Annotated in this window: 24 protein-coding genes; 3 read left to right on the top strand and 21 right to left on the bottom strand. The window is 68.6% G+C overall.

Annotation, left to right across the window (positions count from 1 at the left end; translation table 11 throughout):
* Positions 1-28 precede the first annotated feature (28 nt).
* The 15 genes from OHB23_RS12925 to recG all read right to left on the bottom strand — a co-directional run bounded on the left by OHB23_RS12925 (position 29) and on the right by recG (position 18437).
* Positions 29-760 carry a response regulator gene (locus OHB23_RS12925; protein ID WP_328809661.1) on the bottom strand — a complete coding sequence of 244 codons (732 nt, stop codon included), beginning with the start codon at positions 758-760 and terminating at the stop codon, positions 29-31.
* Positions 757-3252, bottom strand: coding sequence for a sensor histidine kinase (locus OHB23_RS12920; RefSeq protein ID WP_328811638.1), 2496 nt, complete (start codon positions 3250-3252; stop codon positions 757-759). Before OHB23_RS12920 ends, OHB23_RS12925 begins: the two co-directional genes overlap by 4 nt.
* 13 nt (positions 3253-3265) lie before the next feature.
* Positions 3266-3910, bottom strand: a complete 645-nt coding sequence (locus OHB23_RS12915) for a potassium-transporting ATPase subunit C (RefSeq protein WP_222649228.1) — start codon at positions 3908-3910, stop codon at positions 3266-3268.
* Between the two features lie 2 nt (positions 3911-3912).
* Positions 3913-6003 carry a potassium-transporting ATPase subunit KdpB gene (kdpB, locus tag OHB23_RS12910; protein ID WP_328809660.1) on the bottom strand — a complete coding sequence of 697 codons (2091 nt, stop codon included), beginning with the start codon at positions 6001-6003 and terminating at the stop codon, positions 3913-3915.
* Positions 6000-7808 (bottom strand): potassium-transporting ATPase subunit KdpA, encoded by a 1809-nt coding sequence (gene kdpA / locus OHB23_RS12905; RefSeq protein WP_328809659.1) that lies wholly within the window; start codon positions 7806-7808, stop codon positions 6000-6002. The genes kdpB and kdpA overlap by 4 nt, the downstream gene beginning before the upstream one ends.
* Before the next feature lie 3 nt (positions 7809-7811).
* Entirely contained in the window at positions 7812-7910 is a 99-nt protein-coding gene (gene kdpF / locus OHB23_RS12900; RefSeq protein ID WP_222630725.1) for a K(+)-transporting ATPase subunit F, read from the bottom strand.
* Positions 7911-8146: 236 nt separating this feature from the next.
* Complete coding sequence (mutM, locus tag OHB23_RS12895) at positions 8147-9031, bottom strand: bifunctional DNA-formamidopyrimidine glycosylase/DNA-(apurinic or apyrimidinic site) lyase (RefSeq protein WP_056445093.1); 885 nt, start codon at positions 9029-9031, stop codon at positions 8147-8149.
* Positions 9024-9806: a ribonuclease III gene (gene rnc, locus OHB23_RS12890; protein WP_027504977.1), complete on the bottom strand. Its 783-nt coding sequence runs from the start codon at positions 9804-9806 to the stop codon at positions 9024-9026. The genes mutM and rnc overlap by 8 nt, the downstream gene beginning before the upstream one ends.
* A 2-nt stretch (positions 9807-9808) precedes the next feature.
* Positions 9809-9991 carry a 50S ribosomal protein L32 gene (rpmF, locus tag OHB23_RS12885; protein ID WP_027504976.1) on the bottom strand — a complete coding sequence of 61 codons (183 nt, stop codon included), beginning with the start codon at positions 9989-9991 and terminating at the stop codon, positions 9809-9811.
* A gap of 81 nt (positions 9992-10072) precedes the next feature.
* Positions 10073-10561 carry a YceD family protein gene (locus tag OHB23_RS12880; protein WP_081821208.1) on the bottom strand — a complete coding sequence of 163 codons (489 nt, stop codon included), beginning with the start codon at positions 10559-10561 and terminating at the stop codon, positions 10073-10075.
* 195 nt (positions 10562-10756) lie between these two features.
* A complete protein-coding gene (locus OHB23_RS12875; RefSeq protein WP_027504974.1) occupies positions 10757-11530 on the bottom strand; it encodes a DivIVA domain-containing protein in 774 nt (257 codons plus the stop codon).
* Between the two features lie 137 nt (positions 11531-11667).
* Positions 11668-12150 carry a pantetheine-phosphate adenylyltransferase gene (gene coaD / locus OHB23_RS12870; RefSeq protein WP_027504973.1) on the bottom strand — a complete coding sequence of 161 codons (483 nt, stop codon included), beginning with the start codon at positions 12148-12150 and terminating at the stop codon, positions 11668-11670.
* A gap of 14 nt (positions 12151-12164) precedes the next feature.
* Positions 12165-12752: a 16S rRNA (guanine(966)-N(2))-methyltransferase RsmD gene (rsmD, locus tag OHB23_RS12865; protein ID WP_056445096.1), complete on the bottom strand. Its 588-nt coding sequence runs from the start codon at positions 12750-12752 to the stop codon at positions 12165-12167.
* 12 nt (positions 12753-12764) lie between these two features.
* On the bottom strand, positions 12765-16172 hold the full coding sequence (locus OHB23_RS12860; protein WP_328809658.1) for a pyruvate carboxylase: 3408 nt from the start codon (positions 16170-16172) through the stop codon (positions 12765-12767).
* A gap of 36 nt (positions 16173-16208) precedes the next feature.
* Positions 16209-18437, bottom strand: coding sequence for an ATP-dependent DNA helicase RecG (gene recG, locus OHB23_RS12855; RefSeq protein ID WP_328809657.1), 2229 nt, complete (start codon positions 18435-18437; stop codon positions 16209-16211).
* 243 nt (positions 18438-18680) lie between these two features.
* On the opposite strand from recG, the gene rpmB reads away from it, so the two are divergent.
* Together rpmB and OHB23_RS12845 are read left to right on the top strand one after the other, a co-directional pair.
* A complete protein-coding gene (rpmB, locus tag OHB23_RS12850) occupies positions 18681-18872 on the top strand; it encodes a 50S ribosomal protein L28 (protein WP_042576517.1) in 192 nt (63 codons plus the stop codon).
* Between the two features lie 115 nt (positions 18873-18987).
* Complete coding sequence (locus OHB23_RS12845; RefSeq protein WP_328809656.1) at positions 18988-19779, top strand: enoyl-CoA hydratase/isomerase family protein; 792 nt, start codon at positions 18988-18990, stop codon at positions 19777-19779.
* An 8-nt stretch (positions 19780-19787) separates the two neighbouring features.
* On the opposite strand, the gene OHB23_RS12840 is transcribed toward OHB23_RS12845, so the two are convergent.
* Genes OHB23_RS12840 through OHB23_RS12825 form a run of 4 tightly spaced genes read right to left on the bottom strand, consistent with a single transcriptional unit; the run spans position 19788 to position 22431 of the window.
* A complete protein-coding gene (locus OHB23_RS12840) occupies positions 19788-20456 on the bottom strand; it encodes a uracil-DNA glycosylase (RefSeq protein WP_027506993.1) in 669 nt (222 codons plus the stop codon).
* A complete protein-coding gene (locus tag OHB23_RS12835; protein WP_328809655.1) occupies positions 20453-20974 on the bottom strand; it encodes a gamma carbonic anhydrase family protein in 522 nt (173 codons plus the stop codon). The genes OHB23_RS12840 and OHB23_RS12835 overlap by 4 nt, the downstream gene beginning before the upstream one ends.
* A gap of 12 nt (positions 20975-20986) precedes the next feature.
* Positions 20987-21487, bottom strand: coding sequence for a GNAT family N-acetyltransferase (locus tag OHB23_RS12830; RefSeq protein WP_037187035.1), 501 nt, complete (start codon positions 21485-21487; stop codon positions 20987-20989).
* Positions 21472-22431: a thiamine-phosphate kinase gene (locus tag OHB23_RS12825; protein WP_056445450.1), complete on the bottom strand. Its 960-nt coding sequence runs from the start codon at positions 22429-22431 to the stop codon at positions 21472-21474. Before OHB23_RS12825 ends, OHB23_RS12830 begins: the two co-directional genes overlap by 16 nt.
* Before the next feature lie 132 nt (positions 22432-22563).
* Here OHB23_RS12825 and OHB23_RS12820 point away from each other — a divergent pair, with 132 nt between their 5' ends.
* The gene (locus OHB23_RS12820; RefSeq protein ID WP_027506997.1) at positions 22564-23136 is read left to right on the top strand and encodes a DUF3515 domain-containing protein; all 573 of its coding nucleotides are present in this window, start codon (positions 22564-22566) and stop codon (positions 23134-23136) included.
* Between the two features lie 18 nt (positions 23137-23154).
* Here the strand turns inward: OHB23_RS12820 and OHB23_RS12815 are convergent, their stop codons facing one another.
* Together OHB23_RS12815 and OHB23_RS12810 are read right to left on the bottom strand one after the other, a co-directional pair.
* A complete protein-coding gene (locus OHB23_RS12815; protein WP_222649236.1) occupies positions 23155-24261 on the bottom strand; it encodes a D-alanine--D-alanine ligase family protein in 1107 nt (368 codons plus the stop codon).
* A 53-nt stretch (positions 24262-24314) separates the two neighbouring features.
* On the bottom strand, positions 24315-25313 hold the full coding sequence (locus tag OHB23_RS12810; RefSeq protein WP_328809654.1) for an NAD(P)H-dependent glycerol-3-phosphate dehydrogenase: 999 nt from the start codon (positions 25311-25313) through the stop codon (positions 24315-24317).
* Positions 25314-25382: the final 69 nt, after the last annotated feature.

Genomic DNA, 25382 nt, shown 5'->3' with positions numbered 1-25382 from the left:
AGCGGTGGGCCGCCGGCGGTGAGGCGCATCAGGTTCGGAAGCGATACCCCATGCCGGCCTCGGTCAGCAGGTGGCGTGGATGCGCCGGATCGGGCTCGAGTTTGCGCCGCAGCTGACCGAGATACACCCGGAGATAGTGGGTCTCGGTCTCGTACGCCGGACCCCACACCTCGCGCAGCAGTTCTCGCTGTCCGACCAGCTTGCCGCGGTGCCGCACCAGCATCTCGAGCATGCCCCACTCGGTGGGGGTGAGGTGGACCGGCTGCCCGTCGCGCGTCACCGATCTCGCGGCCAGATCCACGGTGAACGAGTCGGTCACGACGACCGCCTCGCCGTCGCCGTCCGCCGTGCGTGCGGCGCGCCGAACCGCGACGCGCAGCCGGGCGAGGAACTCGTCCATGCCGAACGGCTTGGTCACGTAGTCGTCCGCACCCGCGTCCAGCGCGTCGACCTTGTCGCCGGAGTCCGAACGGGCGGACAGCACGATCACGGGCACGGTGGTCCACCCGCGAAGTCCGGCGAGCACCTCCAGGCCGTCGAGATCCGGCAGACCCAGGTCGAGGACGATCACGTCCGGATGCCTCTCGGCGGCGGCGCGCAGAGCTCCCGCTCCGGTCGACGCCGTCGACACGTCGTAGCCCCGCACCCCGAGATTGATGCGCAGCGCCCGCAGCAACTGCGGCTCGTCGTCGACGACGAGGACACGGGTGGGCGGCGGTCCCGGCCGCGGCGTCTCGGTCGTTCCCCCGTTCTCGGTCACGACGCCGCCGGCAGGTCGACGGTGACGGTCAGCCCGCCGCCGACGGTGCGCTGCGTCGACACCGTGCCGTGCATGGCCTCGACGAAGCCGCGCACCACGGACAGTCCGAGGCCGACGCCGGTGGTGTTGTCGCGATCCCCGAGCCGCTGGAACGCGTCGAAGACGGTCTCCTCCGAGCCGTCCGCGATACCGGGCCCGTGGTCGGCCACGGCGAGCCGGACGCGGTCGTCGTCCACACGAGCGGACACGCGGATCTCGCCGTGGGGTGCGTACCGCACAGCGTTGTCGATCAGATTCGCCACCACTCGCTCCAGCAGACCCTCGTCCGCCAGCACCGACAGATCCCCCACCTCCACCTGCAGGCGGGACCGCGCCGGACCGACGGAGGCCGAGGCGCGGTGCACCACCTCGTCGAGGAACACACGCGCCGACACCGGCCGCACCACGCCGGCGGCCAGGCGCGAGGAGTCGAGCAGGTTCTCCACCAGCGCGGTGAGCTGATCCGCCGACTCCTCGACCGTCGCCAGCAACTCCGCGGTGTCCTCGGGCGAGAAGGTGACGTCCTCGCTGCGCAGACTCGAGGCGGCGGCCTTGACCGCGGCCAGCGGCGTCCTCAGGTCGTGTCCCACGGCGGACAGCAGTGCCCGCCGCAGTGTGTCCGACTCGACGGCGGCCGCGGCGGTGCTCGCCTCCGCGGCCAGTTCGCTCTGGCGGATCAAGCCGACCGCCTGATTGGCGACCGCCGTGAGGACACGCCGGTCGGTCGCGCGGGTGCGGTGCCCCGCGAGGACGAGGGCGTACTCCTCGTCGCCCACCTCCACCGCGGTGTCGGCGGCGTCCACGCTCGTGGGCGGGTTCTCCCCCACTGCACTGACGACGCCGTGCCCCGAGCGCAGCACCGCCACGGCGCGCTGCCCGTACGTCTCGCGCACCCGCTCGAGCAGAGCGGGCAGGTCGGCTCCACGCAGCACCGATCCGGCGAACAGCGCCAGCAGTTCCGCCTGTTGCGACGCGCTGCGGGCGTCCCGTGCCCGCCGGGCGGCCGCGTCGACGAGCACGGCCACCGCCACGGCGACGACGAGCAGCACCACCGTGGTCACGAAGTTGTCCGGCTCGGCGATGGTGAAGCTGTAGCGCGGTTCGGTGAAGAGGAAGTTCAGCAGCAGGGCGGAGAACAGCGCCGACAGGATCGCGGGGGCCACACCGCCGAGCAGGGACACCGCCAGCACGACGATGAAGAACAGCGCGCTCTCGCCGCCGAGATCGAGAAGGTCGTCCACGAGCGAGATCAATCCCGCCGCCACCGCCGGTACGGCGAGCGCGGCGATCCAGGCGACCGGGCGCCGGACGGTCGGCGACGACAGTCGTCGGACTCCGGTGGAGGCGTGGTCGTGCGTGACCATGTGGACGTCGATCGCGCCGGAGTTCTGCACCACGGTCGATCCGATGCCCTCGTCGACGGCCCGTGCCCACCGTGACCGGCGCGACGTTCCGAGCACGAGTTGCGTCGCGTTCACCCCGCGGGCGAACTCGAGCAACGTCACGGGCACGTCGTCGCCGACGACACTGTGCATCGAGGCGCCCAGAGCGCCGGCCAGGGTCCGCACCGCACCCATGTGCGCGGCGGACACCCCCGCCAACCCGTCACCTCGCACCACGTGCAGCACCATGAGTTCGGCGCTGGACTTCGCGGCGATCCGGCTGGCGCGGCGTACGAGAGTGTCGGACTCGGGTCCGCCTGTCACCGCGACGACGACACGCTCTCGCGCTTCCCAGGTGTCCCTGATGGCGTTGTCGGCGCGGTAGCGGGCCAGCGCCGCATCGACCTGGTCCGCCAACCACAGCAGCGCCAACTCCCGCAGAGCGGTGAGGTTTCCACGGCGGAAGAAGTTGCTCAATGCCGCGTCGATTTTCTCGGGTGCATAGACGTTCCCGTGTGACAGTCTGCGTCGCAACGCTTCCGGGGTGATGTCGACCAGCTCTACCTGGGCCGCGGCTCGCACGACAGCGTCGGGAACCGTCTCTCGCTGCACCACACCGGTGATGCGCTGGACCACGTCGTTGAGACTCTCGAGGTGCTGCACGTTCAGAGTCGACACCACGTCGATCCCGGCGGCCAGAAACTCCTCGACGTCCTGCCAGCGCTTGGCGTTACGACTGCCCGGAGTGTTCGTGTGGGCCAGTTCGTCGACGAGGACCACTTCCGGCATTCTGGCCACGACGCCGTCGACGTCGAGTTCGGGGACCGAGGCTCCGCGATACTCGACCATGGTCGGCGCCAGTACTGCGATGCCTTCCAGCATCTCTGCCGTTCGAGTGCGTCCGTGAGTCTCGACGACGCCGGCGACGACGTCACACCCGCGGGACTGGCGACGGTGCGCCTCGCCGAGCATCGCGAACGTCTTTCCCACGCCCGGCGCCGCACCGAGATAGATGCGCAGTTCTCCCCTGCCCCCCGGTGTCGTGCGTTCGTCCGCGGCGTCGGCGTGCATGCTCACGTGCTCATCATCCACCCGTGGTCGAGCAGTCGGGTGCAGTCAGTCCCAGGTCGACGTTCAGCGTGGCGACGTTCACCGTCGCCTGTCCCAGGAATCCGAACTGACGACCGTCGGTGTTCGCGGCCACCAGCGCGCGTACCTCGTCCCGGGAGTTGCCGGTTGCTGCCGCCACACGGGGGACCTGAAGCTCCGCGTACGCCGGGCTGATGTCCGGGTCGACACCCGAACCGGAACCGGTGACCGCGTCGACGGGCACCGCCGCCGGATCGACGTTCTCACGCTCGGCGATCGCAGCACGACGTTGCTCGATGAACGACGCGAGAATGTCACTGCTCGGACCCTGGTTCAGAGGGAGAGCGGCGGAGGGGTCGCCCGCGGCGAAAGCGTCGTCGTCGGCGACCGACCCTGTGACGCGCGTGTGGAAATACGGATCGGGTCGTCCGTCTGCGACCACGGTGTCGACGCCGATGAGCGAGCTGCCGACAACACATCCCGAGGCATCGCGAATGGGTGAGCCTTCCGCCGAGTCGGACCCGATCCGGCTGACCGCCCACACCGCCGCTGGGTACCCGATGCCGAGAAGTACCGTCAACGCCGACAGGACCGTGAACCCGGCGACGACCTGTTTGAAGAACACCGAAAATGTACGCATTGCTAGCCCATTCCAGGAACGAGTCGGACCACGAGGTCGATCAGCCAGATACCGATGAAGGGCGAGATCACGCCGCCGACGCCGTAGACGGCGAGGTTGCGGCCGAGCAGTGTCGACGCGGTGGACGGCGTGTACCGAACACCCTTCAGCGCAAGAGGGATCAGCGCCACGATGACCAAGGCGTTGAACACCACGGCCGAGACGATCGCTGATTGCGGAGTTGCCAGCCGCATGATGTTGAGCGTGTCGAGTTGGGGATACACCGTGGAGAACAGTGCCGGCAGGATCGCGAAGTACTTGGCGAGGTCGTTCGCCAACGAGAACGTGGTGAGCGCTCCGCGGGTGATGAGGAGTTGCTTTCCGACCTCGACCACTTCTATCAACTTCGTGGGATCGGAATCGAGATCCACCATGTTGCCCGCCTCTTTCGCTGCGGACGTGCCGGTGTTCATCGCCACGCCGACGTCGGCCTGAGCCAGCGCGGGAGCGTCGTTGGTGCCGTCCCCCGTCATCGCGACCAGCCGACCACCGTTCTGTTCACGGCGGATCAAGGCCAGTTTGTCTTCCGGTGTCGCTTCGGCGAGGAAGTCGTCCACCCCGGCTTCCGCAGCGATGGCCCGAGCGGTGAGGGGGTTGTCGCCGGTCACCATCACGGTCCGAATGCCCATGGCGCGCAACCGTTCGAATCGTTCGGCGATGTGAGGCTTGACCACATCCGACAATTCGACGACTCCGAGAACTCGGGCGCTCGATCCGGATTCGGCGACCGCGACGACGAGCGGTGTACCGCCCGCTTCGGACACCGATTCGACCGAATCACGTACCGCAGTGTCGGCGGCGTGGCCACTCTGCACGCGAACCCAGGCGAACACGCTGTCGGAGGCGCCCTTTCGGATCTGCTGACCGTCGACGTCCAGCCCACTCATGCGGGTCTGAGCGGTGAAGGGAACGAACTCACCCCCAGCTGTGGGATCCACATCCCCGCCGAAGTCGCGTGCGACGAGTTCGACGATGCTGCGTCCCTCGGGAGTTCCGTCAGCGAGCGACGACAGGCGAGCCGCGTCGGCGAGTTCCCGAACATCGACCCCGGGTGCCGGATGCAGTGCCGTGGCTCTGCGATGTCCGAAGGTGATCGTGCCGGTCTTGTCCATGAGCAGGGTGTCGATGTCGCCGGCGGCCTCGACCGCGCGGCCCGACATGGCCAGAACGTTGCGCTGCACCAGTCGGTCCATACCGGCGATGCCGATGGCGGACAGGAGTGCGCCGATGGTCGTCGGAATCAGGCAGACGAGAAGTGCGATGAGCTTGACCGGATCCTGCGCCGACCCCGCGTAGATGCTCATGGGACCGATGGCCACGACGGCAAGCAGGAACACGATGGTCAGGGACGCGAGCAGGATGTTGAGAGCGATCTCGTTCGGAGTCTTCTGTCGCGACGCACCCTCGACGAGCGCGATCATCCGGTCGACGAACGTCTCACCCTGTGCGGCGGTGATCTTCACGACGATCCGGTCCGACAGCACGGTCGTGCCGCCGGTGACGGCGCTTCGGTCACCGCCCGATTCGCGCACCACCGGTGCGGATTCACCCGTGATGGCGGATTCGTCCACCGATGCGATGCCGTCGACCACATCACCGTCACCGGGAATGACCTCCCCTGCGGTGACGACCACCTCGTCACCGACCTTCAGCTCGGTGCCGGGCACGCTCTCGACGGACCCGTCGGGCAGCCGACGATTCGCGAGCGTGTCCCGTTTGACGTTGCGCAGACTGGCCGCCTGGGCCTTGCCGCGACCCTCGGCAACGGACTCGGCGAGGTTCGCGAACACCACGGTGAACCAGAGCCACCCGGTGACGAGCCAGGAGAACACCGACGGGTCGGCGATCGCCATGACAGTGGTGATGACCGAGCCGACCAGAACGACGAACATGACCGGGTTGCGGGCCTGGTGACGCGGATCGAGCTTGCGGAATGCGGTGGGCAACGAGGTCCACAGCTGTGTGGGGCTGAAGTAGCCGGATGTGACAGGAGCCGGCGCGCCGTCGTCGGGTGTCGCCTCCGACTGAGTGGGATGGTCGTTGACGAGGGTCATTGCAAAGCCTCCGCGAAGGGGCCCAGCGCGAGGGCCGGGAAGAATGTGAGCGCAGCGACGAGGACGATCGTGCCGGTGAGAAGACCGGCGAACAGCAGTCCCGTGGTGGGGAGCGTGCCGGGTCCGGCCGGACTTCGACGCTTGGTCACGAGTGAGCCGGCGAGAGCCAGAACGAACACGATCGGAAGGAATCGGCCGAGCAACATCGCAATGCCGAGGGAGGTCTGGAACCAGTCGTCGGTCACGGTCAGTCCGCCGAACGCACTTCCGTTGTTGTTCGACGCGGAGGCGTAGGCATAGAGCACCTCGCTGAACCCGTGGATCGAACCCGGAGTTCCAGGGTCGCCGCTGTTGCCGAGCGCTCCGCTGGTGGAACCGAGGATCACCGTGACACCGGTCCCGATCAGAACGAGCGCCGGCATGACCAGTACCGACAGCGCTGCCATCGTGATCTCGCGTCTGCCGAGCTTCTTCCCGAGGTATTCGGGCGTGCGTCCGACCAGAAGCCCACCCACGAACACGGCGATGACGGCCAGCACCAGCATTCCGTAGAGGCCGGTCCCGACTCCGCCGGGTGCGACCTCGCCAAAGAGCATGTTCAGGATGACGACTCCACCGCCGAGCGGGGACATGGCGTCGTGCGCGGAGTTGACTGCACCGGTCGATGTTCCGGTGGTGTTGACTGCGAACAGGGCCGAGCCGGGAATGCCGAATCGTTGTTCCTTGCCCTCCATCATGGCGCCGGCGGCCTGCGCAGCGACGCCACGAGTACCGGATTCCGCAGCGAGCGTCACGGCGAGAATGCCGGCCCACAGCAACGCCATGACGGCGAGGATCGACAGACCCTGCTTGCGTTCTCCGACGAGGGTTCCGAAGGTGCGCGTCAATGCGACCGGGATCAACAGCAGGGCGATGATCTCGACGATGTTGGACAGCGGCGTCGGATTCTCGAACGGGTGCGCCGAGTTGGCCCCCAGGATTCCGCCACCGTTGGTACCGAGCTCTTTGATCGCTTCCTGAGAGGCGACAGGAGCGAGTGCGTTCGTGATCGAGCTGCCGTCCAGACCCGTCGAGGCGAAACCGCTGTGGAACGACATGACGACGCCCTGCGTCAGCAGGATCAGCGCCACGACGAACGACAACGGCAGCAGGATCCGCAGTACGCCGCGCGTGAGATCGACCCAGAAGTTTCCGAGTTCACCTCCGCTGCGCACACGGACGAACCCGCGGATCACCGCGACGGCCACAGCCAGTCCGACTGCGGCAGAGACGAAGTTCTGTACTGCGAGGCCGAGAGGTTGAGTCAGATTGCTCATCGTCGTCTCGGGTGAGTACGACTGCCAGTTGGTGTTGGTGACGAAGGAGATCGCCGTGTTGAACGCGACCGACGGGCTGACGCCCGGCAGCGAGTTGTTCAGTGGCAGAACACCTTGAACACGTTGGAGGGCGTAGAGGAAGAAGACGCCGGCAGCAGAGAAGCCCAGCAGCGACAAGGCGTAGCCGACCCACGTCTGTTCCGCGCGGGGGTCGATCCGGCACACGCGATACAGCAGAGATTCCACCCGCCAGTCCGCCGTTGCCGATACCGACCTGCTCGTCGGCTTCGGCGGGTCGAGCGTGGTGGTCGTGGTGATCGTCGATCCCGCAGCCTGTCGTGCGGCAGAGCTGACCACTTCGTCACGAGCACGTTCATCTCGCGGAGTGGTGAAGACGCGCGCCATGTGGTCGCCGAGGGGAACGTAGGCGGCAGCGAGCACGATCACGACGGCCGCGATCTGAAGCCCGGCCGCAAGTGCGGGAGTCACGGCTCAGAACCTCTCGGGGTCGAGCAAGGCGATCAGCAGGTACACCGCAAGTGCCGCGGAGACCACGATCAACATCACGCTCTCGATTCCAGCGGCGGTCATGCGGATCGACCGAGTCGAAGAACGGTGAACACCAGCGCAGCGAAACCTGCTGCCGCGGTGAGTAGGTAGGCCAGGTCAGCCATGGATGCAATCCTCGTGAAACGGCGACGACCTGCCGGCGGATGCTCGGCAGCTACGCCAGCGTCCACCCCCTACGCGCCCATCTCGGCCTTACTGACGCTCTGTTGACGCTGCGAGCAGGCGCTTTGATGCGATCTTTACGCCACGCACCGGAATCATCCCCGCCGAACCCTCGGCGCCGGCTGACACTTCGGACAGCTGAAGGACGACCGATTCATGAACTTCTCGCGGCGGATGGGAGCGCCGCAGCGAGGGCACGGGAGACCCTCCTGGCCGTATGCGGCCAGTGACCGGTCGAAGTACCCCGACTGACCGTTCACGTTGACGTACAGCGCGTCGAAGGAGGTGCCGCCCTGCGCCAGTGCCTCCCCCATGACAGCGTGCGCGTTGTTCAGCAACCTGCGCAGCGCCGGGCGAGTCAGTGAATCGGTGAGTCGATTGCCGTGGATCTTGCTGCGCCACAACGACTCGTCGGCGTAGATGTTGCCCACGCCCGACACGACGGTCTGATCGAGGAGAGCGCGCTTGATCTCGGTGTGCTTGCCCCGCATCGCCGTCACCACGGACTCCGCGTCGAACTGGGGGTCGAGTGGGTCGCGGGCGATGTGCGCCACGGGAACCGGGACCCGGGAGCCGTCGACCTCCACGAGGTCGGCGACCGCCCACCCGCCGAACGTCCGCTGATCGACGAATCGCAGATCCGTGCCGCTGCCCAGTCGGGCGCGGATGCGGAGATGCTTCTCGTCGGGTGCGTCCGCGGGCTGGACGAGCATCTGCCCGCTCATGCCCAGGTGCACCACGATCGACTCGAGCGGGCCGGTCGCGTCGTCGTTCGCGGCGACCACGAGCCAGAGGTACTTGCCACGGCGCTCGGCGGACACGACGGTGGTGCCGGCCAGTCGCGACTGGAGATCGAGACTTCCCTCGAGATGCCGTCGAGCGGCACGCGGATGAAGGACCTCGATGTCGACGAGGGTCTCCCCCACGACGTGCGACGCGAGTCCGCGTCGCACCACCTCGACCTCGGGAAGTTCAGGCATTCCGGTCGGACGACATCTCCGGGGTCGGGCCGGCGATCAGCGCTGCGGAGGCCGATTCACTGAGAGCGTTCCAGGCCGCGCTGGCGGCGCGCTGCTCGGCTTCCTTCTTCGAGCGCCCCACGCCCTGCCCGTGCGGCGATCCGCCGACGAGCACGGTGGCCGTGAACTCCTTGTCGTGGTCCGGTCCCGTCGCGGTGATCTCGTACGCGGGAACACCGAGACCCTTCTCGGCCGTGAGCTCCTGCAGGCTGGTCTTCCAGTCGAGGCCGGCACCGAGACGCGGTCCACGCTCGAGCAACGCGTCGAACAGACGCAGCACCACCTCGCGTGCGACGTCGATGCCGTGCTCGACGTGGATGGCGCCGAGAAGCGATTCCATGCCGTCCGCGAGGATCGACGGCTTGTCGCGCCCACCGGTCATCTCCTCGCCCTTGCCCAGAAGCAGGTGCGCACCGAGTCCGCCGTCACCCAGTTGGCGAGCCACCTCGGCGAGCGCGTGCATGTTGACCACGCTCGCGCGGATCTTGGCCAGCTCGCCCTCCGACTTGTCGGGGTGGGCGCTGTACAGCTGCTCGGTGATGCTCAGACCCAGAACGGAATCTCCGAGGAACTCGAGGCGTTCGTTCGTGGGTAGCCCACCGTTCTCGTACGCGTACGAGCGGTGGGTGAGAGCGTGGACGAGCAGGTCGTGGTCCAGAGACACGCCAAGAGCGGCGAGAAGCGATGCATGATCGTCCTCGCCGCTCCGGTCTGTCGCTGGCGACTGTGAGGTCACCGTCAGACTGCCGCGGTGACCTGGCGACCCTTGTAGGTGCCGCAGTTCGGGCACACCGTGTGGGGCAGGGTCTTCTCGCCGCACCCGCGGTTGGGGCAGGTGATGAGGGTGGGTGCAGTGGTCTTCCACTGGCTGCGTCGCGATCGGGTGTTGGACCGCGACATCTTGCGCTTCGGAACAGCCACTTCTACTTCTCCTCGTACTCGTTCGGTGCAATGTCGTGCTGGTGAAGCACGGGTCGTGCAGGCGCAGGGTGCGCCGGCCGACTAGGTCTGGTCGGTGTCGGTCTGCAGCTTCGCCGCGAGACCGGCCCAGCGAGGATCAATTGTCTCATGCGCATGACCCGGTTCCGCAATCGACAGGCGGATGCCGCACTCCGGGCACAGTCCCTGGCAGTCCTCGGTGCACAGGGGTCGCAGCGGCAGGGTGAGCCCCGCCACGTCCACGATCAGTGGTTCGAGATCGATCGCGTCGTCCTCGACCCGGTAGAGATCGTCCTCGTCCGTGGTGGCCTCGGTGACGCTGTTCGGGTACGCGTACAGCTCCGTCAGGTGGAGCTGCACGTGTGACGTGAACGGCTCGAGGCACCGCGAGCACTCACCGACGGTGTCGGCGTCGACCGTGCCGCTGACAAGCACACCCTCGGACACGGACTCGAACCGGAGATCGAGATCGATGTCGGCCCCCTCCTGGATCGCGATCAGGTCCAGACCGATGCGCGACGGGGAGGGAACGGTGCGAGCGACCGGCATCATCGACCCTGCGCGGCGACCCAGACGACGGGTGTCCACCACCAGCCCCGAGACGGGTTCGGCGGAGTGGCGACGAGCAGCGGGAGACAACGAACGATCCTTTCACGGGCGGTGCGGGCAACCACTCCACGATACGGGAGCGTCAGGTCAGCGCCAAATCACACCAGCCATCCCTGCGAGGAGGGATCTGCGTGGCGGTCAGTAGCGCGAGCGGCCCTCACCACGCGAGTCGGCGAAATCGGTGTCGTAACTCGGAACGCCACTGCCGGTGCGGAGCTGCTGCCGTCCCCGACCGACGGACCGCAACGTGCCGGAGAGGATCTCCTCGAACTCCGCGAACTTCGTGTCGACGTAGAGGTCGCACTCGGTACGCAGACGATCGGACTCGGCGTGCGCCGCGTCGATGACCCGAGCGGACTCCGCGTGCGCGGACTGCACCACCTCGGTCTGCGAGACCAGGCGCTCCTGCTCGGCGAGACCCTCGGCGACGGAACGCTCGTAGGCCGCCTTGCCGGCGTCGATCGAGCGAGCGGACTCGACGCGGCCGCGCTCGGTCAGCGTCTCGTACTCGTGCTCCGCGTCCGCGATGGTGGCGTCGGCGCGCGCGGTGGCGTCGGCGACGAGGCTCTCGGCGTGCGCGGTGGCCTCGGCGACCATCCGGTCGGCGTGGGCCTTCGCGTCGGCCAGGAGTCGATCGGCCTCGTCCCGCGCGTTCTCCACCGTGCTGGTGGCTTCCGCGTCGGCCGACGAGATCGTCTTCTCGGCACCGGTCCGTGCGTCCGACACCAGCTTGTCGCGGTGGTCCAGCACGTCCTGCGCGTCGTCGAGCTCACCCGGAATGGCGTCTCGGACGTCGTCCAGCAGCTCCAGCACATCACCACGCGGGACGACGCATCCCGCGGTCATCGGGACGCCGCGCGCCTCCTCGACGATCGCGACGAGCTCGTCGAGCGCCTCGAATACCCGGTACACCGTGCTCGGCCCTCACTTCGATCGACAGTCTCTGAGTTCGGCGACCACACCCGTCGGGCGCGATCTCCGGTGTCAGTGTGCCCGGTACGCGCACCGGTCCGCACGATTGTCCCCCGGTGTGTCGCCGTCCGGCCCGGTCAGGAGCGCTCGGCGAGCCGGGCCAGCAGTCGGTCGTGCACGGCGGCCGGGACCATCGTCGTGACGTCTCCGCCAAGTCGCGCGATCTCCTTGATGAGCGAGCTCGACAGGCTGCTGTGCACCGGGTCGGTTCCGAGGAACACCGTGTCCACGCCGGTGAGTCGCCGGTTCATCTGCGCCATCTGCACCTCGTAGTCGAAGTCGGCGGCGTTGCGCAGACCCTTGACGATGGCGGTGGCCCCGGACTCCGACGCGAAGTCGACGAGCAACCCCTGCCACGTCGCGACGCGCACACCCTGCAGATGAGTGGTGGCCTGCGCCAGCATCTCGACCCGTTCGTCGACGGTGAAGAGTCCACTCTTGTTGGGGTTCACCACCACCGTGACGATGACCTCGTCGAATTGCGTTGCGACGCGCGAGATCACGTCGAGATGACCGTTGTGGATCGGATCGAAGGATCCCGGGACCAGGGCGCGGCTCATGGTGGGTGAACGTATCAGCTTCCCTGTGCGGGGTGCTCGATCTGCGCGACCTCGAACCGGGCCATGTCGATGCGAGCCTCGCCGTAGCGCTTGGCCTTCAATTCGACGAGCCCAGCGGGCCACAGCGTCGCGGGCGAGCGCGAGGACCGCTCGACGACCACGAGGGCGTCCTCGGCGAGCCATTCGCCCTCGACGAGTCGGTCCAACACCGAGGACACGGCGCCGTCCGACACGGAGTACGGAGGATCGGCGAGCACGAGGTCGTAGCGGCGCTCCGGTGTCCCGCCGACGACGGCCGCGACGGGCGCGGTACGCACCTGCGCTCCCGGCAGTCCCACGGACTCGATGTTCCGGGCGACCACGGCCGCCGCGCGCGCGTCGTTCTCGACGAGGAGGACGTGCTCGGCTCCGCGCGAGAGCGCTTCGAGGCCGAGAGCGCCCGATCCCGCGTACAGGTCCAGCACCGACGCACCGTCGAGGTACATCCGGCTCTCGAGCGCACTGAAGAGCGCCTCTCGGACCCGGTCCGCGGTGGGTCTGGTGCCGCGGGACGGCACGACGAGCGAACGCCCGCCGGCCGTCCCGGCCACGATCCTGGTCACTGCGAGACCCTGTCAGGAGCGGTCGGTGGTGTCGCCGACGGCGATGACGCAGATCAGGTCCCCGCCCTCGACCTGCGCGACACCGGACAGAGCCAGACGGGTGACGGTGCCCGCCCGCGGCGCGGTGACGGCTGCTTCCATCTTCATCGCCTCGATCGTCGCGACGGTCTCCCCCGCCGACACCGACTGACCCTCCGTCACCGTCAAGGTGACGACCCCGGCGAACGGCGCCGCCAGATGTGACGGATCGTCCCGGTCCGCCTTCTCCGTCGTCGGCGCATCCGCCGAGATCGACCTGTCCCGCACCGACACCGGCCGCAACTGACCGTTCAGGATGCACATCACCGTCCGCATCCCCGCATCATCGGGCTCCGAGATCGCCTCGAGCCCGATCAGCAGATCCACACCCTTCTCCAGGCGCACCCGATGCTCGTCCCCGCGGCGCAACCCGTAGAAGAACTGATTCGCCGACAACCCCGAGGTGTCCCCGTACTTCTCCCGGTGCTCCGCCAACTCCTTCGCCGGCCCCGGGAACAACAGATGATTGAGACGATCACGCCGCTCCGCCGACGTGCCGGAGAGCAGCACCTCGTCCTGCGTCGTCAACGTCGCCTCCCCACGCCCGGCGCCGCGCCCCGCCAACGCGGTGGTGCGGAACGGCTCCGGCCACCCACCGGCCGGGGTGCCCAGATCGCCGCGCAGGAACCCGATCACCGAATCGGGGATGTCGAACTTCCCCGGATCCGCCGCGAAGTCCTCCATCGACACCCCCGCACCGACCAGGTGCAACGCCAGATCGCCCACCACCTTCGACGACGGCGTCACCTTGATCAGCCGGCCCAGCAACCTGTCCGCGTCCGCGTACGCCTTCTCCACGTCCTCGAACCGGTCCCCCAGACCCAACGCGATGGCCTGCTGACGCAGGTTGGACAGCTGCCCACCCGGGATCTCGTGGGTGTAGACCCGCCCGGTCGGGGCGGGGAGCCCGGACTCGAACGGGGCGTACACCTTTCGGATCGCCTCCCAGTACGGCTCCAGATCGCACACCGCCGCCAGATCCAACCCGGTGTCCCGCTCGGTGTGCGCCGCCGCCGCCACGATCGCCGACAACGCCGGCTGACTGGTCGTGCCCGCCATCGACGCCGACGCCCCGTCCACAGCATCCGCCCCGGCCTGCCACGCCGCCAGGTACGTCGCCAACTGACCACCCGGGGTGTCGTGGGTGTGCACGTGCACCGGCAGGTCGAAATTCTTGCGCAGCGCCGTCACCAACGTCGTCGCCGCCGGCGCCCGCAGAAGCCCCGCCATGTCCTTGATCGCCAACACGTGCGCGCCGGCGTCGACGATCTGCTCCGCCAACCGCAGGTAGTAGTCGAGGGTGTAGAGCTTCTCGTCGGGGTTCGACAGGTCACCGGTGTACGACATCGCCACCTCGGCGATCGTCGTGCCGGTCTCGCGGACGGCGTCGATCGCGGGGCGCATCTGATCGACGTTGTTCAGCGCGTCGAAGATGCGGAAGATGTCGACACCCGTCGCCGCCGCTTCCTCGACGAATGCTGTCGTCACCCGCTCCGGGTAGGGGGTGTAGCCGACGGTGTTACGCCCGCGCAGCAACATCTGCAGGGCGATGTTCGGCACCGCCTCGCGTAGCGCCGCCAACCGCTCCCACGGATCCTCGTGCAGGAACCGCAGCGCCACGTCGTACGTCGCACCGCCCCAGCACTCGATCGACAACAGTTCGGGTGTGGTCCGCGCGACGTAGGGGGCGACCATCAGCAGTCCCGAGGTCCGCACGCGCGTGGCCAACAGGGACTGGTGGGCGTCGCGGAACGTGGTGTCGGTGACGCCCAACGCCTTTCGCTGACGCAGGTCGCGGGCGAAACCCTCGGGACCGAGCTCGAGCAGCCGCTGCCGAGACCCGTCGCGCGGCGCGACGGACAGATCGATGTCCGGCAGCTTGTCCTGTGGGTAGACCGTGCTCGGACGCTCGCCGTGCGGCTTGTTCACCGTCACGTCCGCGAGGTAGGTCAGGATCTTGGTACCGCGATCGCCGGACGACCGCGCCGTCAACAGCTCGGGTCGCTCCTCGATGAACGACGTCGTGACGTTGCCCGCACGGAAGTCCTCGTCCTGCAGAAGTCCCTGCAGGAAGCCGATGTTCGTCGAGACACCGCGGATACGGAACTCCGCCAACGCCCGCCGCGACCGCGCCACCGCGTCCTCGAACGTGCGACCACGGCAGGTGAGCTTCACCAGCATCGAGTCGAAGTACGCCGACACCTCCGCACCCAACGTCGTCCCACCGTCGAGACGGATACCCGCACCGCCCGGGGTGCGGTACGCGGTGATACGGCCGGTGTCCGGGCGGAACCCGTTCGCCGGGTCCTCCGTCGTGATGCGGCACTGCATCGCCGCACCCCGGATCCGGATGTCCTCCTGCCGCAACCCCAGATCCTCGAGGGACTCCCCCGAGGCGATCCGCAACTGCGACTGCACCAGGTCGACATCGGTGATCTCCTCGGTCACCGTGTGCTCGACCTGGATCCGCGGATTCATCTCGATGAACACATGGTTACCGTCCCGGTCCACCAGGAACTCCACCGTGCCCGCACACGAGTACCCGATCTTGCGCGCGAACGCCACAGCGTCACTGCACAACCGGGCCCGCAGCTCGTCCGAGATGTTCGGCGCCGGCGCCAGCTCCACCACCTTCTGGTGACGGCGCTGCACCGAGCAGTCACGCTCGAAGAGATGGATCACATCGCCGTGGGTGTCCGCGAGAATCTGCACCTCGATGTGCCGCGGCTCGACCACCGCCTGCTCCAGGAACACCGTCGCGTCACCGAACGCCGACTCCGCCTCCCGCGCCGCCGCCTCGATCGCCGCACGCAACCCCGACGGCTCCGCCACCCGCCGCATACCGCGGCCACCACCGCCCGCGACCGCTTTGACGAACACCGGGAACGTCATCGACTCCGACGCCGCCACCAACGCATCGACATCCGTCGACGGCTCCGACGACGCCAACACCGGCAACCCGGCATCCTTCGCCGCCGCGATCGCCCGCGCCTTGTTACCCGTCAGCTCCAACACCTCCGCCGACGGACCCACGAATGTGATCCCCGCCGCCGCACACGCCGCCGCCAACTCCGGATTCTCCGACAGGAACCCGTACCCCGGATAGATCGCGTCCGCACCCGCACGCACCGCCGCGTCGACGATCAGATCCACCGACAGGTAGTTGCGCACCGGATGCCCCGGCTCACCGATCTCGTACGCCTCGTCGGCCTTCGTCCGATGCACCGAATTGCGGTCCTCGAACGGGAACACCGCCACCGTCTGCGCCTCGAGTTCGTACGCCGCACGGAACGCACGGATCGCGATCTCGCCGCGATTTGCCACCAGCACCTTGGAGAACATTCCGGTCAACCTACCTTCAGTACGGGCGAGACGGAGCTATGACTTGTCCAGATATGAGACACGGGTGACATCGACCGCGGACCGCATCATCGCCGCGAGCCCGGGGTGCTCCACGAGCCCCGGGTCCCGATCGACGACGTCGCGGGCGAAGGTCTGGGCCGCGGTGATGATGTCGAGGTGATCGAGGAGCGACAACAGTCGCAGGGTCGTCGTGGTGCCCGACTGCGCTGCGCCCAGCACGTCGCCCTCCCGGCGTTGCCGTAGATCGAGAACGGCGAGCTCGAACCCGTCGGTCGTCGCCGCGACGGCGTCGAGCCTCGCGTAGGTGGGGGTGCCCGGTGCGAGCTCGGTGAGCAGGATGCACAGACCCTGGTGGCCGCCACGACCGATGCGGCCACGCAACTGATGCAGCTGACTCACGCCGAACCGGTCGGCGTCCACGATGACCATGACCGTGGCGTTGGGGACGTCGACACCGACCTCCACCACGGTGGTGCAGACGAGGACGTCGATGTCGCCGTCGTTGAACGCGGACATCACCTCGTCCTTCTCCTCCGTGGGCAGCCGCCCGTGCAGCAACCCGACGCGCAGGTTCGCCAGAGCGCCGGCGCGGAGCGACTCGTACACATCGACCGCCGACGCGGTGTCCGGAGTGTCCTTGCCGAGATCCTCGGGCTTCTCGTCGCCGATCCGCGAACACACCACGTAGGCCTGGCGGCCGGCGGCCACCTCCTCGGAGATCCGGCTCCACGCTCGCTCGACCCATGCAGGTCTGTGCTGGGCGGGAACGACCGAGGTGCGGATGGGCGCGCGTCCGCGGGGAAGCTCACGCAGGGTGGACGTCTCGAGATCGCCCAGCGTGGTCATGGCGATCGTCCGCGGAATGGGCGTGGCCGTCATGACCAGCAGGTGCGGGCTGACGCCCTCTCTCGCCTTCGCGCGCAACGCGTCCCGCTGCTCGACTCCGAAGCGGTGCTGCTCGTCGACCACAACCATCCCGAGGTCGAAGAACGACACCGTGCTCTGGATGAGTGCGTGAGTGCCGATGACGATGCCTGCGTCTCCGGTCACGATCGACAACAGCGCGGCACGTTTCGCGGCCGTCGACATCGATCCGGTCAGCAGCACCACTCGGGTGGCGCGGTCGGGCGCACCCAGTTCCCCGGCCGTCGCGAGCGCCCCGAGTTGCCGCGTGATCGACCGGTGGTGCTGTGTGGCGAGCACCTCGGTGGGTGCCAACAACGCGCACTGCAGTCCCGCGTCCACCACCTGCAGCATGGCGCGCAGAGCGACGATCGTCTTGCCCGATCCCACCTCACCCTGCAGGAGCCGGCTCATCGGCCGAGTGCGGGACAGGTCGCTCTCGATCTCCTCGGCGACCTCCTTCTGCCCGTCGGTCAGCTCGAACGGCAGCACCTCGTCGAAGGCGGCGGCGACACCGTCGGCCACGCGCGGGCAGGCCGGCGCCGTGCGCACCGCCACCGAGTGGCGCCGTTCGGCGAGCACCAACTGCAACGCCGTCGCCTCGTCGAAGCGCAGACGGTAGCGCGCGTTCTCGATATCGTCCTCGGACTCCGGAAAGTGCACGACCCGCAGTGCGTCGTCGAGGCTCATCAGCGCATGCTCGGCGCGCACCGTCTCGGGCAGCGGATCCTCGACGCGATCGAGCTGGTCCAGGACCTGACGCACGCAGCGCAGGAAGGTCCAACTCTCGACCTCCCGCGTCGCCGCGTACATGGGAAGGAACGGAAGCGACAGCATGGACATGTTCACCGCACCGGAACTGTCCGTGGCGCCGCGAGCCATGCCGGCGAGCTCGCCGCCGCCGTGCGGGCGCCCCACCAGGTCGTCCTCGTCGCCCTCGAGCATCAGGTAACCGGGGTGGTTCAGCGACCAGGACGTCCGGAACCACTTGACCGTGCCCGAGAACATCGCGCGCGACCCCACCGTGATGTTGTGACGCACCTTGTGACCGTTGAAGAAGGTGGCGGAGACGTTCTGACCGTCGCACGTGAGCACGACCTTGAGCATGTGGCCCTTGCGCGCCTTCATGGGCACGAGGTCCGCCTTGGACACCGTCCCCACGACGGTGATGCGTTCACCGTCGTCCGGGTCCTTGCGGGCCAGCTCCTGACCCTGTGTCACGTAGCGGAAGGGGTAGTGACGCAGCAGGTCCTCGACCGTGACGAGACCGAACGCCGTCTCGAGCGGATCGGCGGCCCTGCGACCCAGTACGTGGTCGAGCCGGTCACCGAGCTGAACCACCGCGCTGCTCCCGTCCTGATGCTGCCGCCATCTGTGCGACCATTCCACCAGGCACCTGGGGCATCGGCGCGCGCGGGCCGGTTTGGACTCGGGGCACCCGAGCGGCTAGTCTTGCAGGGTTGCGTCTGACGCGTCCGGCATGCCCGGAGGTATCGGGCGCAGTTGTACGAAGATCTTGCCCCACACCGGCCACGGTTCGAATCGTGTCCCGGTCTCACCTCGAATACCAAGGAGTTCGCGACTATGGCTGCCGTCTGCGACGTATGCGCCAAGGGACCCGGCTTCGGTAAGTCGGTTTCGCACTCGCACCGCCGTACCAACCGTCGCTGGAACCCCAACATCCAGACCGTCCGCGCGCAGGTCGCGCCGGGTAACTCTCGTCGGCTCAATGTGTGCACCTCGTGCCTCAAGGCCGGCAAGGTGGTCCGGGGCTGACGTTCCCGCACGACATTTTCACGGCAAGGCCCCGATACCTCGGTATCGGGGCCTCTGTCGTCTCCGGCGACTCTGTCGTTTCCGGAGCCGAGCAGTCCTGGTCTAAGTTCGAACGATGACCGAATCAGTCGACCCCCCGGCCACGTCCCCCGTCACCGTCGAGGACGGTGTCCTGTACGTGCGGGTGGCGACGCCCCGCGGCGGCAACGTGCTGAACGGCGAGGCGATGGCCGCAGGCGCTGCGTCGCTGTCCGATCTCGACGAGTCCGTGGGCGCCGTGCTGCTCGTCGGCGCCGAATCCAACTTTTGCGCCGGTGGCGACGTGCGCGCCTTCCACGGGGCGCCCGACAGAAGCGCGTTCGTCCGGCAGCTCGCCGACACGTTCCACGATTTCGTCCGCGCGCTCACCTCGGTGTCGGTCCCCGTCGTGGCGGGAGTACCGGGCTGGGCAGCGGGAGCGGGCATGTCGCTCGTGTGTCACGCCGACATCGCGATCGGCGGTCGATCCACCCGGCTCCGTCCCGCGTATCCGGCGCTCGGCTTCACTCCGGACGGCGGTCTGACGTGGGCTCTCCCCCGCATCATCGGCACCCGCCGCGCGCGCGACATCCTGCTCACCGACGGCGTTCTCGGCTCGGACGAGGCCTACCGCCTGGGTCTGCTGACACGGTTGGTCGGTGACGACGTCATCGCATCGGAGGCCGAGCGGGTGGCGCGCTCTCTCGCGGCCGGGCCCACCGAGGTGTCCCGTGCGACCAAGCGGTTACTGCTCGCCTCGGACTCCGCGTCGCTGTCCGATCAGCTCGACGCCGAGACCGACTCGATCGCTCACCAGGCGTCCACCGCGGACGGCATCGAGGGTGTCGACGCCTTCGTGGAGAAGCGCCGGCCGTCCTTCGGCCACTGACGGCCGCCTCAGTCCAGACGCCAGTCGACGGGTTCCTCGCCCAGCGTCGCGAGATGGTCGTTCACGGTGCTGAACGGCCGTGACCCGAAGAACCCCCGCGACGCGGACAGCGGTGAAGGATGGACGGACTCGACCGTGGGCGTGGACCCGAGCAGCGGCTTGGCCGTCGCGGCGTCGCGTCCCCAGAGGACCGCGACCAGGGGGCGGCCGGGTCGGTTCACCAGAGCGGTGATCGCCTGCGCCGTCACCGCTTCCCAGCCCTTGCGCCGGTGCGACGCCGCCTTGCCCGGTTCCACGGTCAGAACACGGTTCAACAGGAGCACACCACGATCGGCCCACGGAGACAGATCACCGGTGGTGGGCGTCGGCAGGCCGAGATCGGCGCTGTACTCGGTGAAGATGTTCGCGAGGCTGCGCGGGACCGGCCGCACGTCGGGTGCGACCGAGAAGCTCAGTCCCACAGCATGTCCCGGCGTCGGGTAGGGATCCTGTCCCAGCACCAGCACACGCACCTCCTCGAACGGGCGGCTGAAGGCGCGCAGCACGTCCTCCCCGGCGGGCAGGTAGCCTCGCCCGGCGGCGTTCTCGGCGCGCAGGAAGTCGCCCATCCGGGCGATGTCGTCGGCCACCGGACCGAGCGCGGACGCCCACCCCGGATCCGCGACGGGCGCCGTCACGACAGCACGCGCAGCGCGCCCCGGTAGTACTCCGCATTGGCCTTGTACATCGCGACGTTGACGTCCACGTGCCCCTCCGCCACCTCGTGGCTCTCGCGGACCTTTGCCGGAACCCCCAGTGCCATCCGGCGTTCGGGCACGACGGCGTCGAAGGGGACCACGGCGCCGGCGCCGACGATCGCGCCGGATCCGATGGACGCGCCGTTGAGGACGACACTGCCCGACGCGATGAGGACCGCGTCTCCGATGGTCGCCCCCTCGACGTGCGCGTTGTGCCCGACGACGCACCCGGCGCCGATCACGGTCGGATGGATCGGCGTGCAGTGCACGACGGTGCCGTCCTGAATGTTCGTGTCCTGCCCCACGGTGATGGTCCCGTAGTCGCCGCGCAGCACCGCCCCGGGCCACACCGACACTCCCGCAGCGCGTGTCACCGCACCGATGACGACGGCATCGGGATGCACATAGGCGGTGGGGTGGATGTCGGGTTCACGGTCACCGAGTGCGTAGACGGTCATGGCTCCAGCATGTCATCCGGTCAGATCCTTCACCATGCACACCGACTGCTCCTCGTGCCGGTAGAGGCCGAACTTCGGTACGAGCGGTCGATACCCACTCGAGGTGTAGAGGCCGATGGCCTCGGGTTGACGCAATCCGGTCTCGAGGACCAGTCGTAGCCGGCCAGCGTCGCGGGCGGTGTCCTCGATCGTCCGCAGCAGGGCACGCGCGACGCCCGCGCCTCGCGCCTCGGTGCGGACGTACATGCGCTTGATCTCCGCGTCGCCGGTGCGCAGGCCCTCCGCCTCGGGTCCTCCGTGCTCGTGGGTCCGCCAGCCGCCCATACCGACGACGGCGCCGTCCAGGTCGGCCCGCAGCATCACGCCGTGCGGCGGCAGGAACTCTCGGACGTCGAGCGGCGTCTCGTCGGGGCCGCCGTAGCGGCGCACGTACTCCTGCTGGACCTCGTCGATCATCGCGACCACGTCCGGGTCGTCGAGCCGAGTGGTCGTGACCGTCAGAAGCTCGTCCATGCCGCAGGTCCTTCCCATCGCACACCGTCCACCGTGACTCCTGTTCCCGCACTCACGGATCCGATCCGGCGCCAGCCGGTCGGCACGTCGTCGGAGGCGAAGGTCGCGAGCAGCACGTGGTCCTCCCCGCCGCCGAGAGCCCAGTGCAGCGGGTCGACGCCGAGTTCGGTGCCGGCGTGCACCACGTCCTCGGGGATCTCCATGTCGGCCGACGAGATGTCGAGCCGCACAGCGGACATCGCCGCCAGATGTCCCGCGTCGCCGATCACGCCGTCGGACACGTCGCACATCGACGACGCTCCCGCGCGCGCCGCGGCCGGACCGTCGGCGGGATCGGGCGTCGGGACGCGATGTGCTGCCAGCAGATCCGGGTGGGTGGTCGAGCCCGCCTCGTACAGTGCCCACCCAGCAGCGGACCGGCCGGTGGGTCCGGACAGTGCGAGCACGTCCCCCGGCCGGGCACCGGACCGCAGCACCGGGGGTCGACCCTCGAGGTCACCCAGCGCGGTGATCGACAACACCAGCCGGTCCCCTCCCGTGACGTCCCCGCCGACGATCGACGCGCCGACTCGCGTCGCCTCCGCCCACAGACCCGCGGTGAGCGCGTCCACGTCCGACACCGCGGTGGTCGACGGGCACGACATCGAGACGAGGAATCCCGTGCACCGCGCGCCCATCGCGGCGATGTCCGCGGCGTTCTGCGCTATGGCCTTTCGGCCGACGTCGTGGTGACTCGACCAGTCGAGGCGGAAGTGTCGACCCTCCACCAGCATGTCGGTCGTGACGACGACGCGGGAATCGGGGGCGGCGATCACCGCCGCGTCGTCCCCCGGCCCGATCGCGACCGATGGGGGGTGGACACGGCCGGCCGTCGCGCGGCCGATGAGTGCGAACTCACCGAGGTCCCCCACCGTCCCGGTCGCGGGATCGTCCGCCTGTGACACAGAACTCCTCCATCACCGTCGTGGATCACCGTCGTGCAGCATCCCACGGGGCCTCGTCGTCGTCACGCATCCGGGCCCCCGTCAGGGCGCGGGTAACGTTTCCGCCGAGACCGTTCGACACGAGGGAGCACGATGACGCAGGACGAACCGACCGCGACGGACGAGTCGGCCACGGGTCTGCACCCCGCTCTAATCGCCACCGCGATCGCCCTGCCCGTCGCGCTCGTCGTCGGCATCATCGTCGCGGCGGTCATGGCGAACAGAACTCCCGTCCGCGAGCCCGTCGCTCTCGGCGCGGTCCCCTCGCCGCTCGCCGAGAGCACCCAGTGCGCGACGTTGCTCGGCGCACTGCCCGAGACGTTCGACTCGTTCACTCGCGCCGAGCTGGCCGACCCCGCGCCCGTGGGTGCGGCCGCCTGGCAGTCCGAGGACGTCACCGACCCCATCGTGCTGCGGTGTGGGCTCGAGCGTCCGGCGGAATTCGATCAGGCCGCCGCTCTCGACGTCGTCGACGGCGTGCAGTGGTTCCGGGTGTCGGGCGCGGATCAGGGCCTCGCCGCGAGCACCTGGTTCGTCGTCGACCGGGGCGTGTACGCCGCGGCCACCATCCCCGACGGCACGGGCCCCACACCGATCCAGGCCCTGTCTGCCGCGGTGTCGGGAGCCCTTCCGCAGACGCCGCTGGACCCCGCTCCGATCAACTGATCCGGCAGGGCCGACCTCTCACCGCAGTCCGGTCCCCCGTGCGAGCGCGGTGTCGACGAGAGTGCCGACGAGCTGCGAGTAGCCGACGCCCGTCGCCTCCCACATCCGCGGGTACATCGAGATGGCCGTGAAGCCGGGCATCGTGTTGATCTCGTTGATCACCGGACCGTCGTCGGTCACGAAGAAGTCGACGCGCGCGAGACCTTGCAGATCCAGCGCAGCGAAGGCACGGACCGCGATCTCCCGCAGCACCGTCGAGACGTCGTCGTCCAGCAGGGCCGGGATGTCGAACTCGACCACGTCGTCGAGGTACTTGCTGTCGAAGTCGTAGAACGTCGCACCACCGGCCGACGCCGAGGCCTCGTCCATGCGGATCTCGGCGACGACGCTGGCGCGGACGGAGCCGTCCGGCATCTCCAGGACACCGCACTCCACCTCGCGGCCGACGATGGCGGCCTCGATCACGACTTTCGGATCATGTTCTCGCGCAACGGCCACCGCGTCGTCCAACTCGGCCCAGTCGACGATGCGCGTGATCCCGATCGACGATCCGCCGCGGGCCGGCTTCACGAACGCGGGGAGACCGATGACGTCGCGCTCGTCGGAGGTCAGGGTCTCGCGATCGCGGCGCAGGACGACCTGGCGCCCGACGGGAAGGCCCTCGGCCGCGAGCAGCTTCTTGGTGAACTCCTTGTCCATCGCCGCGGCGCTCGCGAGGACTCCCGGTCCCACGTAGGGGACGCCGGCGACCTCGAACAGCCCCTGGACCGTGCCGTCCTCGCCGTAGGCACCGTGCAGCACCGGGAAGACGACGTCGACCGCACCGATGTCCTCGGCCGTCCCGTCGACGGAGCGCGTGATGCGACCGGGGTTCTCGGGATCGACTCCGAGAGCGAGCGGGACGCCCGCACCGGCGACCGACGGGAGAACCCGATCCCGGATCTGCAACTCCGTCGGGTCGGCGGTGCCCTCGACCCACGTTCCGGCGCGCGTGATCCCGATGGGGATCACGTCGAAGCGGTCGGAGTCGAGGTGACGCATGACGCTTCCTGCCGAGACGCAGGAGACGGAGTGTTCGTTGCTTCGACCGCCGTAGATCACGGCGACCTTGATGGGATCGGTCACGTGAGCACCGTACCGGCGAACCCCGGACGAGGCGTGACGCGCACCGCCGCGGTTCACTCCGGCTTGTGACGACGCCCCAGGAGGCTGTGGACGGCGTCCGGAACGGAGAGGCCCTCGTGGCAGACCCGGTGGACCGCGTCGGTGAGCGGCATCTCCACGTCGTAGGCCTCCGCGAGAGCTCGAATGGATGTGCACGACTTCACACCCTCGGCCACCTGACCGTGCGCCGCTTCCTGCGCACTCTCCAGCGAGCCACCCGAACCCAGCCGCTCGCCGAACGTGCGATTACGCGAGAGCGGGGACGAGCACGTGGCGACGAGGTCACCCACCCCGGCGAGACCCGCGAGCGTCGACGGGTTGGCGCCGAGCGCGACACCGAGACGGGTCACCTCGGCGAGACCGCGGGTGATGATGCTGGCGACCGAGTTCTCCCCGAAACCGACACCCGCCGCCATGCCGCACGCGAGGGCGATGACGTTCTTGCACGCACCGCCGATCTCGCACCCGATGACGTCGGAGTTCGTGTACGGGCGGAAGTAGCTGGTGGCACACGCCGACTGGAGCGCGATCGCGCGATTGGAGTCCGGGCACGCGATGACCGTCGCGGTGGGTTGCTCGGCGGCGATCTCCTTGGCGAGGTTCGGTCCCGACAACGTGCCGACGCGACTCGGGTCCGCACCGGTGACCTGACAGATCACCTGCGACATGCGCATGAGGGTCCCCGTCTCGATGCCCTTGGCGAGCGAGAGCAGGGTGACGTCCGACCCCATCAGCGGTGCCCATTCCGCCAGGTTGGCGCGCAAGGCCTGCGAGGGCACCGCGAGGACGACCGTGCAGGCCCCGTCCAACGCCTCCGCGGCGTCGTGAGTCGCTCGAATGGCCGACGGCAGTGCGACTCCCGGAAGGTAGTCGTCGTTCCGGTGGTTCTCCTGGATGGACGTCGCGAGTTCCTCTCGACGCGCCCACATGGTCACGTCGGTGCCCGCGTCGGCGAGCACCTTCGCGAACGCGGTTCCCCACGAACCGGAACCGAGCACCGCTGCCTTGACCATGACCCAGCCTTTCCTCGATCGACACGAGGCCGTCGCCCGCTCGGCAGCCCTGGCGGCTCACAGTAGCGA

The sequence above is a fragment of the Rhodococcus sp. NBC_00294 genome (genome assembly GCF_036163995.1).
In the GTDB taxonomy this organism is placed as follows: Bacteria; Actinomycetota; Actinomycetes; order Mycobacteriales; family Mycobacteriaceae; genus Rhodococcoides.
The sequence above is the reverse complement of the archived record's forward strand: the minus strand, read 5'-3'. Positions and strand labels throughout refer to the sequence as shown.

What these genes read in the sequence shown, in the direction of transcription:
- OHB23_RS12920 (WP_328811638.1), bottom strand. Translation starts at nt 3,252, where the DNA reads ATGCACGCCGACGCCGCGGACGAACGCACGACACCGGGGGGCAGGGGA.
- OHB23_RS12915 (WP_222649228.1), bottom strand. Translation starts at nt 3,910, where the DNA reads ATGCGTACATTTTCGGTGTTCTTCAAACAGGTCGTCGCCGGGTTCACG.
- kdpB (WP_328809660.1), bottom strand. Translation starts at nt 6,003, where the DNA reads ATGACCCTCGTCAACGACCATCCCACTCAGTCGGAGGCGACACCCGAC.
- kdpF (WP_222630725.1), bottom strand. Translation starts at nt 7,910, where the DNA reads ATGACCGCCGCTGGAATCGAGAGCGTGATGTTGATCGTGGTCTCCGCG.
- mutM (WP_056445093.1), bottom strand. Translation starts at nt 9,031, where the DNA reads ATGCCTGAACTTCCCGAGGTCGAGGTGGTGCGACGCGGACTCGCGTCG.
- OHB23_RS12880 (WP_081821208.1), bottom strand. Translation starts at nt 10,561, where the DNA reads ATGATGCCGGTCGCTCGCACCGTTCCCTCCCCGTCGCGCATCGGTCTG.
- coaD (WP_027504973.1), bottom strand. Translation starts at nt 12,150, where the DNA reads ATGAGCCGCGCCCTGGTCCCGGGATCCTTCGATCCGATCCACAACGGT.
- OHB23_RS12860 (WP_328809658.1), bottom strand. Translation starts at nt 16,172, where the DNA reads ATGTTCTCCAAGGTGCTGGTGGCAAATCGCGGCGAGATCGCGATCCGT.
- rpmB (WP_042576517.1), top strand. Translation starts at nt 18,681, where the DNA reads ATGGCTGCCGTCTGCGACGTATGCGCCAAGGGACCCGGCTTCGGTAAG.
- OHB23_RS12845 (WP_328809656.1), top strand. Translation starts at nt 18,988, where the DNA reads ATGACCGAATCAGTCGACCCCCCGGCCACGTCCCCCGTCACCGTCGAG.
- OHB23_RS12835 (WP_328809655.1), bottom strand. Translation starts at nt 20,974, where the DNA reads ATGACCGTCTACGCACTCGGTGACCGTGAACCCGACATCCACCCCACC.
- OHB23_RS12830 (WP_037187035.1), bottom strand. Translation starts at nt 21,487, where the DNA reads ATGGACGAGCTTCTGACGGTCACGACCACTCGGCTCGACGACCCGGAC.
- OHB23_RS12820 (WP_027506997.1), top strand. Translation starts at nt 22,564, where the DNA reads ATGACGCAGGACGAACCGACCGCGACGGACGAGTCGGCCACGGGTCTG.
- OHB23_RS12810 (WP_328809654.1), bottom strand. Translation starts at nt 25,313, where the DNA reads ATGGTCAAGGCAGCGGTGCTCGGTTCCGGTTCGTGGGGAACCGCGTTC.